General features: G+C 35.9%; 10 protein-coding genes. 2 read left to right on the top strand and 8 right to left on the bottom strand.

All coding sequences use genetic code 11. The features are described 5' to 3' along the window. Positions 1 to 237: 237 nt before the first annotated feature. From APR43_RS18030 to APR43_RS18015, 4 genes are all read right to left on the bottom strand, one after another. Entirely contained in the window at positions 238 to 1455 is a 1218-nt protein-coding gene (locus APR43_RS18030) for an efflux RND transporter periplasmic adaptor subunit (protein ID WP_053472255.1), read from the bottom strand. Position 1456: 1 nt separating this feature from the next. Then, a complete protein-coding gene (locus APR43_RS18025) occupies positions 1457 to 2695 on the bottom strand; it encodes a TolC family protein (RefSeq protein ID WP_088636429.1) in 1239 nt (412 codons plus the stop codon). Between the two features lie 98 nt (positions 2696 to 2793). Further along, positions 2794 to 5913: an efflux RND transporter permease subunit gene (locus tag APR43_RS18020; protein ID WP_053472254.1), complete on the bottom strand. Its 3120-nt coding sequence runs from the start codon at positions 5911 to 5913 to the stop codon at positions 2794 to 2796. A gap of 106 nt (positions 5914 to 6019) precedes the next feature. Continuing rightward, positions 6020 to 6343, bottom strand: coding sequence for a DUF6660 family protein (locus APR43_RS18015; RefSeq protein ID WP_235992038.1), 324 nt, complete (start codon positions 6341 to 6343; stop codon positions 6020 to 6022). Positions 6344 to 6620: 277 nt separating this feature from the next. Here APR43_RS18015 and APR43_RS18010 point away from each other — a divergent pair, with 277 nt between their 5' ends. Together APR43_RS18010 and APR43_RS18005 are read left to right on the top strand one after the other, a co-directional pair. Beyond that, positions 6621 to 7742 (top strand): hypothetical protein, encoded by a 1122-nt coding sequence (locus tag APR43_RS18010; RefSeq protein WP_053472253.1) that lies wholly within the window; start codon positions 6621 to 6623, stop codon positions 7740 to 7742. A gap of 9 nt (positions 7743 to 7751) precedes the next feature. Further along, entirely contained in the window at positions 7752 to 8519 is a 768-nt protein-coding gene (locus APR43_RS18005) for a porin family protein (protein WP_053472252.1), read from the top strand. Here APR43_RS18005 and APR43_RS18000 read toward each other — a convergent pair whose 3' ends face one another. From APR43_RS18000 to APR43_RS17985, 4 genes are all read right to left on the bottom strand, one after another. After that, positions 8520 to 9104 (bottom strand): chemotaxis protein CheB, encoded by a 585-nt coding sequence (locus tag APR43_RS18000; RefSeq protein WP_053472251.1) that lies wholly within the window; start codon positions 9102 to 9104, stop codon positions 8520 to 8522. It abuts the gene before it with no gap. Continuing rightward, positions 9086 to 9895 carry a CheR family methyltransferase gene (locus APR43_RS17995; RefSeq protein WP_053472250.1) on the bottom strand — a complete coding sequence of 270 codons (810 nt, stop codon included), beginning with the start codon at positions 9893 to 9895 and terminating at the stop codon, positions 9086 to 9088. The genes APR43_RS18000 and APR43_RS17995 overlap by 19 nt, the downstream gene beginning before the upstream one ends. Before the next feature lie 12 nt (positions 9896 to 9907). Further along, positions 9908 to 10273: a response regulator gene (locus APR43_RS17990; protein WP_053472249.1), complete on the bottom strand. Its 366-nt coding sequence runs from the start codon at positions 10271 to 10273 to the stop codon at positions 9908 to 9910. A 182-nt stretch (positions 10274 to 10455) separates the two neighbouring features. Further along, positions 10456 to 14028 carry a response regulator gene (locus APR43_RS17985; protein WP_053472248.1) on the bottom strand — a complete coding sequence of 1191 codons (3573 nt, stop codon included), beginning with the start codon at positions 14026 to 14028 and terminating at the stop codon, positions 10456 to 10458. Positions 14029 to 14038: the final 10 nt, after the last annotated feature.

The raw sequence follows: 14038 nt of genomic DNA, 5'->3' as shown, positions 1-14038 counted from the left end.
TTGACAAAGGTTTTTTCGTTTTAGTTGAGGTTACAGTTTGTCATTTCGAGGAACGAGAAATCGCACTAGAAATTCGACAACGAGAATCACCAATCTTTGTCGAGCTACTTGCGGAGATTTCTCGTTCCTCGAAATGACAAAAAATGAGAAAAAACTTTGCGACTCTGCGACTTTGCGAGATTATTTCACACCAGCTTAAAAAAAACTTTGCGCCTTAGTGCCTTCGTGGCAAATAACCTAGTGCTCATGCTCTCCCCCGCCCTTCATTGCAGAAAGCAAATAAAAAGCACCTTCTGTAACAATTTTAGCATCAGGCTCAATTCTGTCAACAAACTTAACTTCTGTAAAACCTAAATCTGTAGTACCGGGAATTACTTCAATTGCTTTAAAATGAATTTCTTTTTCTTTTGTTTTCTCGTTTTTATGCTCTTCTTCCTGCACAAAAACAAAATATTTATCGGCATTTCGAACAACGGCGTCTTTTGGTAAAGCCGGAACCGTGGCATTTACAATATTGATATTTGCCGAAACATACATTCCCGAAATCAAATCTTTAGCATCGACGGGATCAATTTTGGCGTGAACTGCAACGGTTTTACTTTCGTTAGAAAATGATTTATTGATTCCGAAAATCTTTCCTTTAATTGATTTATTGGATTGATTTGTCAACACAAAATCGATTACCTGACCAATAGAAATGGAACCCAGATCTTTTTCATAAACATTCAAATCTAAATGCATCTGACTGTTATCTACAACCTCAAACAAAGAAACTCCGGTTTGGGCAAAAGCACCTTTAGCAATACTGATTTTCCCGACATAACCGCTTATAGGTGCCACAATTGGCACTAAAGACGAACTTCCTTTTGTACCAACATGCAAAGCTTCTAACTTATTTTTTGCTGCCTGCGCACGGGCTCTTTCAGCGGCTAATTTGGCTTTTACTTCCTGAAATGTTTTCCTCGGATTCACGTTTTCATCGCTCAACGTTTTCTGGCGGTTGTATTCTAACTGCAGATATTCAACATTGGCTGTTGCCGAATGGTAATCTTCCTGCATTTCAATTACTTCCAGATTTTGAATGGTTGCCAAAACTTTCCCTTTGTTGACAAATGTTCCTTCTAAAACATAAATATCTTTTACTGTTCCGCCAATTAAAGTCGAAACCTCAGCCGAATTTTGTGGCGGAACTGTCGTATAACCATTAGCTTTAATGATTTTATTCAGGTTTCTGTTTTCTACAAATCCGGTTTCAATGCCTACTGTTTTATATTGAGTTTCTGTTAATGCGGCTTCTGTCTGCGATTTTTCTTCTTCATGCGTTTCTTCGGCTTTTTTTTCATTGCAGGAAATAAATATTCCGCTATACGCTATAAGCAGTAAGCTATAAGCTAATTTTCTTTGCGAACTTTGCGCTAAAATCTTTGTGAACTTTGCGGTTAAACTTATCTTCATTTTAATTGTTTTTGATGGTTGGAAATTGAAGTTCGATGGCACTTTGATTGAAACTGTGCGTGGCTTCGGCGAGTTGTTTTTTAATATCAATTGCCTGATTTAAAAAACTGATGTACGACCAATAACTCATATCGCCGTTTGCATAACTTTTTTGTGCCGTATCAATAATCTGGTTGGCGTATTGCAAACCTTCATTTTGATAATAATCTAAGTTTTTCTGCTGCTTTTGAAAGTTATTTTGTAATTCTTCTTTTTGCAGGTTCAGGATAGTTTTGTTTTTATCGAATGCCAATTGCGATTGCGAAATACTAATTTCTGCAGCTTTTGCTTTTGCCGTATTTACGCCTCCAAAAATCGGAATCTGTAATCCGGCGGTGAAACCCTGAAACAGTGATTCGGTATTAATAGTCTGTGCAAAATATCCTAAACCTAATTTAGGGGTTCTGTTGGCTTTAAACGTTCCGGCTTCTTTTTGGTAAACCGAAATTTGCTGCTGATAAAAATCTGTCAATAATGTTTCGGCTTTAGAATCCTTGTTATCTATAAAAGAATACTTTAATGAAGTCGTTTCATCTGGGATGATACTTTCATTCGTCTGCACAAAAAACTGAAGCTGTTTTTGGTAAATCGCCAAATCGTAATTTAATTGTTCTTTTTGGGTTTCGATTTCTTTCACTTTAGCTTTGGCACTGATCACTTCAATGTTTCCGCTTTCTCCGGTTTTAAAACGGAGTTCGGCGTTCTTTAGGAATTTAGTGTAAATCTCGTTTAATTCCGAGTTTAGTTTTTGAATTGAAATTCCGTATAAATATTGATAATAGGCCAAAGTCACGGCTTTTTCAAGTTCATAAGAGGATAAAGTTTTTCGTTTTTCAGCCAGTTTTGCCAGTTCTTCCTGTAATTGTCGGTTTGCTTTTGTGACATTTCCTAACGGAAAGAATTGCTGTACTGAAACATTGTGATCAAAATCGACGCTGTTGAACTGCCCGCCTTGATATTGAACCTGTAATGGATCTGGTTGAAAAGCGGTTTTCTTTAAAAGGGTTTGTTTTTCTATTTCTTTATCGGCGATTTTTAGGTCGATGTTGTTTGATTTGGCAAGTTCTATTGCTTTTTCTAAAGATATTTTGGCTTGCGCCGATGTTATTGTGCTTGCCAATAGGAATGCAATTAACCGCAATCCCGATAGCCATCGGTAGCAAAGTATTTTTGATTGATTTTTATATGTTGATTTTTTCATTTCATTTGTTTTTTTTAACTCTCGCAGATTTTGGAGATTTAGCAGATTATTATAATCAAAAATTAAATCTGCCGAATCTGCTGAATCTGCGGGAGAAATCATTTTACTTTACGGTTAAATTTCTCTAACATTAAATATAAAATCGGTAAAACGATTAAGGTTAATAAGGTTGCCGAGATTAAACCGCCAATAACTACCGTTGCTAAAGGTTTCTGCACTTCTGCCCCGCCGCTTGTGGATAATGCCATTGGCAAAAATCCTAAAGAAGCTACGGCTGCGGTCATTAAAACGGGACGTAATCTGGTTTTGGTTCCAATTATGACTCTTTGCAGCGGATCTAAAATTCCTTCTGATTTTAATTGATTGAAATAGGAAATCAGGACAATTCCGTTTAAAACTGCAATTCCGAATAAGGCGATGAATCCAATTCCGGCGGAAATACTAAACGGCATTCCTCTCAGCGAAAGCGCAAATACCCCTCCAATGGCTGATAACGGAATGGCTGTAAAGATTAAAAGTGCTTGTTTATAGCTTTTAAACGTAAAATACAGCAAGATCAAAATCAAACCTAAAGCGATTGGCAATGCAACCGAAAGTCGTTTTGTGGCTTCGATTAAATTTTCAAATTGTCCGCCATACGTTACATAATAACCCGCAGGAAGTTTGAAATCTTTGTCAAGTTTTTGCTGAATTTCTTCTACAACGGTTTTAATATCTCTGCCACGAACGTTTAAACCAACGGTAATTCTTCGTTTTCCGTCTTCGCGCGTAACTTGTACCGGACCTTGTTCATAATCTACACTCGCCACTTGCGAAAGCGGTACCTGTTGTCCGTTTGGTAATGGAATAAACAAATTGCTCACATCGGTAATATCGGCGCGATTGTCCTGATCCATTCTTACGACAACATCAAAACGTTTGCTTTCTTCGTAGATTTTTCCGGCACTTTCTCCGGCAAACGACGAACGAATAATTTGATTGATATCTGAAATATTCAATCCGTATAAAGCAATTTTATTGTAATCGTATTTTATTGTAATTTGAGGTAATCCGGTTACTTTATCGGCTTTTAGATCGCCAATTCCTTCAATGTTTTTTATTTTCGAAATTAATTCTGATGCTTTTGAATCTAAAATTTCAAGATCATCACCAAATATTTTGATGGCAATATCGCTTCGGCTTCCGGTCATTAATTCGTTAAAACGCATTTGAATAGGCTGTGAAATTTCGATGTTTGCACCCGGAATCACTTCCATTTCTTCTTTCATCGCATTTGCGAGTTCTTCCCAATTATGGTATTTGCCTTTCCATTCTTTTTTGTCTTTTAAAACAATAATCAAATCGCCGCTTTCAATTGGCATCGGGTCGGTTGGGATTTCTCCGCTTCCTATTTTGGTTACGATGGTTTTGATTTCAGGGAATTTGGCTTTTAAAATCTGTTCGTATTTGGTTGTGGTTTCGACCATCTGCGTAAGCGAACTTCCGGTCATGATTGAAGCATTAATTGCTAAATCGCCTTCTTCAATTGTTGGGATAAATTCACCGCCCATATTATTGAAAATGATTAATCCTAAAGCGAATAATCCCAGAGAGATTCCTAAAACTACTTTTTTGAATGCTAACGCTTTGTTTAAAAATGGCGTGTATAAATTCTCAAACCAAAGCATCATTCTGTCGCTGAAGTTTTCTTTGTGTTCGGTTTTCTTCGAAAGAAATAATGCACTCATCATTGGCACATAGGTCAGCGAAAGTATAAACGCACCAATTACGGCAAAACCAACTGTCATTGCCATAGGTTTAAACATTTTTCCTTCGGTTCCTATTAAAGCAAGAATTGGTAAATACACAATTAGAATAATGATTTCTCCAAAAGCGGCACTATTTCTAATTTTTGATGCCGAATTGTAGATTTCAACATCCATTTCTTCCTGCGAAAGTTCTTTTTTTCGTTTGAGTTTCTGCAGATGATGCATGGAAGCTTCAACAATAATAACAGCGCCGTCGACAATAATTCCGAAATCTATTGCGCCTAAACTCATCAGGTTTCCGCTTACACCAAAAGCATTCATTAAAATAATAGCAAACAACATGGCAAGCGGAATTACCGATGCAACGATTAATCCGGCACGAAGATTTCCTAAAAACAGAATCAGCACAAAAATGACAATTAAAGCTCCTTCGAGTAAGTTTTTGGTAACAGTTCCAATGGCATTATCAACCAGTTTTCCTCTGTCAATAAAAGCTTCTGCAGCGACACCTTCGGGCAGACTTTTATTAATCTGGATCATTCTTTCATGGATTCGGTTAACAACGGCGCTGGAGTTTTCGCCTTTCAGCATTAAAACTAAACCCGAAACTATTTCTCCTTTTCCGTCTTTTGTTGAGGCGCCGTAACGTAATGCAACGCCTTCGCGAACCTGCGCTACATCGCGAACCAAAACTGGAGAACCGTTTCTGTTTTTAACAACGACGTTTCCAAGGTCTTTTACACCTTTTGCCATTCCTACACCACGAATGAAATAGGCGTATTGATCTTTTTCAATATAAGCGCCTCCGGTATTTTGGTTGTTTTTTTCTAAGGCATCAAAAATTTCGGTAATCGTTACGCCCAGACTGTTTAGTGTATTTGGGTTTACGGCAATTTCGTATTGTTTTAGTTTTCCACCCCAGGCACTTACATCGGCAACGCCGCGAATTCCCTGTAATTGCGGAATAATAATCCAATCCTGAATGGTTCTTAGTTTTACGGCGTCGTATTTGTTTTCGTAGCCTTTTTTAGCGTACACATCATATTGGTAAATTTCTCCAAGACCAGTTGTAATTGGCGCTAACTCCGGCGAACCTGCATAAGCGGGAATATTTTCTTCGGCTTGTTTTAAGCGTTGAAATATTTGTTCGCGCGCCCAGTAAATATCGACATCGTCTTCAAAAACAACGGTTACGACAGACAACCCAAAACGGGAAATACTGCGAAGTTCTATAATATCGGGAACGGTTTTTACGGCTTGTTCCAGCGGATATGTTATTAACTGCTCGACTTCCTGACTTGCCAATGTGGGCGCTGTGGTAATAATCTGAACCTGATTATTTGTAACGTCCGGCAGGGCATCGAGCGGTAATTGTTTAAGCGAATAGCTTCCCCACGCTATCAAAACGAGGGTAAATAATAGTATAACGAATTTGTTTCGTATACTAAACTGAATGATTTTATCTAGCATTTGAAATATATAATGACATGAGAATTGAGACAAAAGTTTGTCTGATACATTTGTGGAAAATCCACAGTTCTCAATCCCGATCCCGATAGCTATCGGGAGGGAATCATTATGCTATTTGAGGGGGCTGCCAAATACTTCCGTAGAAATTAGAAGTAAATACAGAATTGTAACTTGGTAAAGGAATTGAAATTTTTGTGTAAGCCGAAGGAAATTCGAAGTTTACAGCTATCTGGTAACTTAAAACCTGTGCTCCGCAGCAGTTGCAGGCACAAAATGGAGAACATAAATCGTTGTCTTTATCGTGGGAATGATTTTCTTCTGATGAAAACCGGGCTGTTTTATGCATAGCGCTGTTTACTTCCATATCTGCACAAGGCATATTTGAAAGTGCCATCAAATAAATTGACATAAGTATTGCTATCCATTTCATTACTGTAAAAATAATATAATATTCTGTTTGTAATTCTATCTGCTCTTAAAAAAGTCGTAATAGATTGATTTTTAAGCATATTTATTAAAAAATAGTTCTTCCTAAAAGAAATTTTAGTTAACTTTAACAATAATTAACTCATATTATTACATATAATCCCTCTCAATATCTCTATTTTACGCCTCTAAAAACAAAAGATAAGCCGAAATTCCCTCAGAATACATTAGTACATATTTATTTCAAGCAGTTTTATTTTAATCAACTAATACTCTAATCAATGAAATGTAAAAAACTAATATCAGCCGTTTTTTTATTATTTAGTGTTTCATTTTTCGGTCAGGTTTATACTGAGAAAATCGTAGGACAAAAAAACCAGGAGTTAAAAGACAGTCTTAAAGTTGCCGATTATCCTTATGCCCTTCCTATCTGGGGTGAAAAAGTAGCTCAAAAAGGATACAAACTTCCTTATTCAGCCGGGCTTTCCATAAATTATTTCTGGCAGGATTCTGAAATTATCATCAGTAATCTTCAAGTGGGTTTTAACAACGGACCTATGTATAATTTAGACGAAATTGTACGTTTTGATAAATCTTCTGTCGAAGCGGGAGCACTTACTATTCGTCCGGATATATGGCTGCTGCCTTTTTTAAATATCTATGGTATTTTTGGAAAATCAAATCCTTCAACAAAAATCAATGCGGGAATTTATATACCTGATGCTGATAATAATTGGACTGAAATTGCCAATTTTAGTACAAAAGCCAATTTTAGTGCTACCACATTTGGTTTTGGAATGACACCAACCATAGGAATTGGAGGCGGCTGGCTCGCTCTTGATATGAATATGGCCTGGACAGATGTAAGTGCTTTAGATAAACCTGCTTTTTCGTATGTCTTTGGTCCTCGTTTAGGAAAAACATTTAAACTTCCTAAAGCAGATCAAAATATAGCGGTATGGGTTGGCGGCTTCAGGGTTCATATAGCCGGAAATACAAATGGAAATATTAATTTATCGGATGTAATCGATTTATCTACAGCGCAGGCAAAAGTCGACAATGGACTAACTAAGGTTTCTGAAAACCAGCAAAAGGTCGATACCTGGTGGGGCGGACTAACACCTGCCGAACAAAAAAATCCTGCTAATATTGCTAAACATAATACAGCAAACCGTGCGCTGGAAAGTGCCGGAAATTTTTTGTCAACTTTAGACGGTGCTTTAAGCACTGCCAGTTCTTCATCGGTTCAATATTCGCTTCAAAAAAGACCAAAAGATATGTGGAATTTCATTGTAGGGACTCAATATCAATTTAATAAACATATTATGTTTAGGGTCGAAGCTGGTTTTCTGGGAACTCGTACGCAAGCTTTAGGAGGAATACAATATCGTTTTGGATTATAACCTATTTTTATGAAAAAAGGTTTATTATTACTCGTCACTTTTTTTTGTATGAATCACGCGGAATCTCAGGTTTTGATTTCTCTGATTTTTGGTGATAAACTAAATTCTCCCTTTTTAGAGTTTGGTTTAGAAGGCGGTATCAATCTTTCAGATATTTCTAATATGGAGAGTTCTGGATTGAATCCCGGTTTTAATCTTGGTTTTTATTTTGATATAAAATCAAAGCAAAATCCGGCGTGGATGATTAATACGGGTGTGATTGTTAAATCTCCTATGGGCGCACGGCAAATTCCTCTTTATTCTTTAGAAGATGAAAATCTGGATAATACTTTTGCGGGCGGAACTGTTGATCGTGAGATTCGGTATTTTAATGTGCCTATTTTGATTAAATATCAGTTTAAAAATCGAATTTATCTTAAAACCGGGCCTCAGCTTGGGCTTTTGGCTTCGGCTTTTGATCAGTTTAAAAATAAGATTAATGATAATGATGTGGTTTACAAGAAAAAGATTCGGGATGAAATCAGGGTTATTGATGCCGGAATTGCTTTTGGTACGGGATATCACATGAATGTGGGCAACGGTTTAAATATCACCATTCAATATTATTATGGTTTGGTTCCGGTTATGAAAGGTGACGGACCTAATGTATATAACAGGTCTTTGTATTTTACTGCCGGAATACCTATTGGTAAAGGAAAAGCGGCTCAAAAACGTGCTGAAAAAGAAGCAGAACTGAACAAAGTTATTCTTCCTGAGGACGAAGCGCCTAAAAAGTAATTAACTGTTTATGGCGTTGAGTAATGCTAATATTTCTTCGTTGTTTAAAACATAATCCGGTGTTGTAAATAATATGGCATTATTGGGCATAAAGGGCATATCTGCCGATAATGGATTTTGCACTACAATTTTTCCACCGGTTTCCTGAATGGCTTGTAATCCTAAAGTTCCATCGGTATTGGATCCTGAAAATAGAATTCCCACCAAAGAACTTCCGAAGATTTCTGCTGCCGATTCAAAAGAAACATCGATGCTTGGACGGCTGTAATTGATTTTTTCTGAGGTATCTAATGCGAGTGTATCGTCTTTTTCAAATAATAAATGATAATTAGACGGGGCAATGTATATGAAACCGGGTATAAGAATTGTTTTGTCTTCGATTGGTTTTACGGGAACGCTTGATTTTAAAGTAATTAATTCTTCCAGAGTCTGATCGTCTGTACTTTTGCGATGTACAACAATTACAATCGCATAATTACGCAGTGCTGTTAATTCAGGTAAAATCTGCATTAAAGCATTTAAACTTCCTGCTGATCCTCCTATTATTACTAACCTGCAGTTTGATATTATTTTATTTTCCTCCATATTTTCTCTTTTTCAAACTGTTTGTATTTGCCGGGAGAAATAGAATATTTTATTGTTTCTTTTGTGCCTAAGGCCAGAAAACCTAAAACGGCTAAACTTTCATCAAATAAATTAATGACTCTTTTTTGAAGGTCACTATCAAAATAAATTAAAACATTACGGCATAATATAATATCAAATTCATTGAATGAAGTGTCTGATACTAAATTGTGCTGTGAATATACCATTTTTTGAGACAGCTCTTCGTTGAATTTTGCAATGCCGTAATTAGCGGTATAATAACTCGAAAAGTCTTCCTGCCCGCCTGCATCACGATAGTTTTGCGAATACTCTTTCATCATTCTGAGCGGGAAAATTCCTTTTTTGGCTGTTTCTAAAACCGTGGCATTAATATCTGTAGCATAAATTAGGGATTTATGCAGTAAACCTGCTTCTTTAAGCATTATAGCCATAGAATAGACTTCTTCGCCTGTAGAACAGCCGGCGTGCCATAACCTGATAAAAGGTTTTGTGCCTAATAATGGTAAAATTTCTTTTCTTAAAATGCCGTAAAATGTCGGATCACGAAACATTTCTGTAACATTGACCGTGATCTCGTCGATCATTTGTTTGTAATACTCAGGATCAGAACGAACTTTTGAGAGAAATTCATGAAAATGACCAAATCCGCCTAACTGATATACTCGGTATACACGTCTTTTTAAGGATGCTCTTGAATAACTTCCAAAATCAAAACCGTAGTATTCGTAAACTTCGTTGATAAGTGTTTCTAATTCGATATCTTCAATCATAATTTACCCCATTCAAATTTTGCTTAATACAAGCAGTAACTTATCAACATCTACCGGTTTTGAGATGTAGTCATCTGCTCCGGCCTCTAAACATTTTTCTTTGTCGCCTGTCATAGCTTGCGCAGTAACCGCTACAACAAAAATAGATTTTCTTGACGGAATGGCTTTTATTAACGGAATGGCTTCATATCCATCCATTTCGGGCATCATCATATCCAGCAAAACTGCGTCGATATTTTCATCCGATTTCAATAATTTTATTGCATCTTCGGCACTGTTGCAAGACAAACAATCATATGACTTAACACGCAAAGTATGTGTTAATGCGAAAATGTTTCTAGGATCGTCATCTACAATTAAAAGTCGTTTTTTACTCATAAACTTTTATATTTTTTTTGCCACAGATTAAAAAGATTAAAAAGATTTTTATAATCTGTGGCTAAATATTTTTTATTTTTTTGCCACAGATTTCACAGATTAAAGGGATTTTTTAATCACAGTATTATCTCAATTTTTGAATCCTTTTAATCTGTGAAATCTGTGGCATAAACTTTTATCTATTAAACTTTATCGTACAGCCAAACTCGCAATAACGATAATAACTGGTCAACATCTACTGGTTTTGTAATATAGTCTGATGCTCCGGCTTTTATACATTTTTCCCTGTCGCCTGTCATTGCTTTTGCGGTTACGGCAATTACAGGTAAATTTAAAAACTTAGGATTGGCACGTATTTTCTCGGCTGCTTCGTAACCATCCATATGCGGCATCATCATATCTAATAAAACGACATCGGTATCTGGGTTTTCGCTTAGCACTTTAATGGCATCATTTCCATCAAAAGCCGTAATAATCGTCATTTTAAATACTTCTAAGGCTTTTGTAAGCGAATAAATATTACGAACATCATCATCAACAATCAGCACTTTTTTATCGTGCAGAATGTTGTTTAGTAAATTTAGCTTTTTATGCCCTTCTTTTTTGTCTTTTCCTTCCTTTTTATCTTCTACTAAATGAAGAAAAAGTGAAACCTCATCTAACATTCTTTGATACGAATGAGCTGTTTTTACAATAATAGAATCAGCATATTTCTTAATTTTTACTTCTTCTTTTAGCGATAAACTTTTTCCTGTAAACACAATTACCGGAAGTTTCTCCAAGCCCGGATTTTTCTTAATGCCATCCAGAATTTGATACGCTTGTTTATCCGGAATTCCCATATCCAGGATTACACAGTCAACTTCTGTTTTGCTTAAAGCCTGAATTCCATCTGAAACCTCACTTTTTATCTCCGAATTGATATTATACGTTTCTAAGAAATAAGATAAGGCTTTGGCATGTTTTGGGTTATCTTCAATAATTAAAACCTTTTGCGCTTCTTTATTAATAATATGTTCAATTCTTAAAAACACATCCGGAATTTTATCAAATGCCACAGGTTTGTCTAAAAAGTCAACTGCACCTTTTAATAAACTTTCCTGTTTCAATTTATGTGATGACATAATATGAACGGGAATATGTTTGGTTTCGGCATGATTTTTTAATTCTTCCAGAACTTCCCATCCGCTTTTTACCGGAAGTTCAATATCTAACAAGACACCAAGAGGTTTATATAACAGCGTAAAATTTAAGGCATGATCGCCTCTTACAGCCACAATTCCTTTATAACCTTTGTTTCTTGAAAAAGCCAAAAGTGATTTTGCAAAATGAATATCATCTTCAACAATTAAAATTACTTTATCTCCTTCTTTTATTTCATTTCTGTCGTCGTCTATTTCGTCTGGAATAGTTGAGCTGATATATTTTTTTGCAGGCGTTCCTGCTTCGTTTTCAGGTTCCAGTTCTACAAACGCTGTTGGCGGTATTTTCTCCACATTTGTTTTGTAAGGAACAGAACCATAAACCGGAAGGCATAATGTAAAGGTACTTCCTTCATTAACTCTACTATGCAGGATAATTTCTCCTTTAAGTAATTTTGCTAACTCCCTGCTAATCGATAATCCTAAACCGGTTCCGCCGTATTTACGTTTTGTTGAACCATCGGCTTGTTGGAAGGCTTCAAAAACAAGCGGCTGTTTCTCTAACGGAATTCCTATTCCGGTATCTTTTACAATAAAGCAGATAATTTTGTCATCGTCTGTATTTATCTTGATTTCGAGTGTTACTTTTCCTTTTTCTGTAAATTTAATAGCGTTCGAAATCAGGTTTTTTAGAATTTGTTCTAAACGCATTTTGTCTGTTTTAATGACAATTGGCGCTTCTTTCGAAATAATTTCAAATTCAATTCCTTTTTCTTTAGCTACAAGATTAAAGAGATTCCAAAGTGTGTCTGTGATTTCTTTAGTCGAAATATCTAAAAATTCTAATTCCATTTTACCGGCTTCGATTTTAGATAAATCAAGAATTTCATCAATTAAACCTAATAAACTGTTTCCTGAACTCTGAATAACTTTGGCAAACTCAATTTCTTCATTGTTCATGCTTTTGTTATTGTTCTCTGATAATAAACGGCTTAAAAGCAAAATTGAATTAAGAGGCGTTCTTAATTCGTGCGACATATTAGCCAAAAACTCTGATTTGTAACGTGTTGTTAATTCTAAAGCTTCTGATTTCTTTTGAATTTCATTGTTTTTTTCTTCCAATAAAACACTTCTTTCAGAAAGTTCTTCGTTCGTTTGTTCCAATTCTTCCTGCTGCACACGCAATTCTTCTTCAGAAGCCTGCAGTTTTTCAGTCTGTGCTTCTAATTCGGCATTAATCGCTTCCAGTTCGCTGTGCTGTGTCTGAAGTTCTTCTGACTGCGATTTGGTTTCTTCCAGCAGTTCTAATACTCTTTTTCTGTTTTGAGTTGATTTTAAGGCAATTCCAATGTTATTGGCAACTGTTCGTAAAAACTCTAAATGCAACTTCGAAAAACCGTAAATACTCGCTAATTCAACCGCACCTTCAATTTTGTTATCCTGCAGCGGAACCGCCACAATATGCGTAGGTTTTACTTGTCCTAAAGCATAATTAATTTGAATATCATCTGCAGATAATGTCTTTAATTCTAATATTTTTCCAGATGAAATAGCCTGACCTATCAAACCTTCGCCTTTTCGAATGCGTTCGCGGCTTTTACTCGGTATATAGCTATATCCACCAGAAGATACTAATTCGTTTTCTTCAATAACATACAAAACTCCTGCGCTGCTATTGGTATATTGGCATAAAAACTCAATAATATCTTTAGAAAGCTTTTGTAGTGTTTTTTCGCCCAGCATCGCATTATTCAACTCTGCGACTCCGGTTTGAAGCCATTCTTTTTGAGAAAGAAGTTCAAATGAGTTTTTAAGGGAAACTCCCATTGTATTCAACGATTCCCCTACACTTCCCAGTGCATCGGCTTTTGTATCGTCTACACGAATATCGTAGTTTCCTTTTGAAATGTTGGTTGCAATGCTGCTGATTGCTTCAATTCTTTGTGCTGTTTCAATATCCTTTTTCTCCAGTTCTTTTTGTAATGCTGAACGTTCGTTGTAATCTTTTAGGATTCTGATCAGGAAGACAATCGAAATAATAAAAGCGATGAAAAAGGCGACTATAATTAAAATCAAACTATAATTACCATAACGCTCAGAATTTGAATTTCGTTCTTCCAGAAGCTTTTGTTCTGTATTTTCTATTTTTTTGATAACCGCTCGTATGTCGTTCATCATTATCCTGCCTTCATTCAAGTCAAAGACAAGTGTTTCCTTGTTTAAACGCTTTTTTACGATTTGATTATTCAGGTATTTAAAGAACCCGGAACGTTTAGATGCTAAGTCGGATAACAGTTTTTGCTGTGGAGGATTATCTGCTGTAAGCTCTTCCAGCTTTTCAAAGTAAGTATTTGATTTGGATTCAGATTCATTAAACCGGTCTACAAACTGTTCGTCACCGGTTAATAAATAACCGCGCATACTCGTTTGGGCTTCTGTAATAATGGCCGAACCTTCGTTTAAGTTGTAAATAACATCCTGGGTATGATTTACCCAGAAATTACTGTTTAACAAACTTTTGATGCTTATAAAGGAAGCAACAGAACTAATTGTTAACACTAATAATGAAACTAATGAACTGATTAGCAGATTTCTTTTAAAGTTACCATTCATGGTTTTAAAG

It is taken from the genome of Flavobacterium sp. NLM (genome assembly GCF_002210235.1).
Lineage (GTDB): Bacteria > Bacteroidota > Bacteroidia > Flavobacteriales > Flavobacteriaceae > Flavobacterium > Flavobacterium panici.
This window is presented reverse-complemented; position numbering and strand designations above follow the sequence as displayed.